The sequence below is a fragment of the Streptomyces sp. T39 genome (assembly GCF_008042045.1).
Classification (GTDB): Bacteria; Actinomycetota; Actinomycetes; order Streptomycetales; family Streptomycetaceae; genus Streptomyces.
The window spans coordinates 1-769 of the sequence record NZ_RDBP01000168.1 but is presented as its reverse complement, the minus strand read 5'-3'; the positions used below and the strand labels follow the sequence as shown (position 1 = coordinate 769).

Annotated in this window: 1 pseudogene; it reads left to right on the top strand. The window is 71.9% G+C overall.

The annotated features are described in order from the left end of the window. A pseudogene (locus EAO77_RS36450) lies at positions 1 to 281 on the top strand (hypothetical protein); the annotation flags it as partial. Positions 282 to 769 lie beyond the last annotated feature (488 nt).

Genomic DNA, 769 nt, shown 5'->3' with positions numbered 1-769 from the left:
CCGAGTTCGCCGACTGCGTTGCCCGGACCACGGCTCATCTCGAGAAGCAGCAGGCGAAGTACGTCGTCCTCGAGACCGGGGAGATCGTCTCGCTGACGGACGACGACCCGGCGGCGAGCGTGCGGCGTCTGGCGTCCGRCGACATCCCCGACGCCGTCGCCCGGGCCGAGGCGGCGATCGCCGGCCGGAACGACGACTGGCTGGCAGCCGTCCGAGCCGACTGGCAGAAGCACTTCGCGTCCTTCTACAGCGAGGCGCTCTACTTCTCCTTCCCCGGCTGACGGGCCCGCGGCGTCGCGCCATGTCCGGGACCGCTTCGAAGGCGGTCTCCTCAACGACGAACTCCCGCTGAACGGCGGCACGACACCTGTCGCCGGACGCCGGGGAACGAGGTGGGGCGAGTCCTGCGGCAGGCCGGTGCCGTCGTCACATCGGAGCAGTCGGGAGGGAGCCCACGCCGGGCTTCAAGGAGGACCGGCGGTCGGTGCTGAACCGTACGTTCGACGAGTTGGCCGAAGCAGCCGCCGGGCGTACGACGCCGGGCCGGACGGCTCAGGACGAAGGGCAGCTCGGCGCATGAGAGGCAGGAGTGCGCAGCCGGGATGCAACACCCCCGCCGGGCGGCCGCGACGCCGCGGGCCCGTCAGCCGGGGAAGGAGAAGTAGAGCGCCTCGCTGTAGAAGGACGCGAAGTGCTTCTGCCAGTCGGCTCGGACGGCTGCCAGCCAGTCGTCGTTCCGGCCGGCGATCGCCGCCTCGGCCCGGGCGAC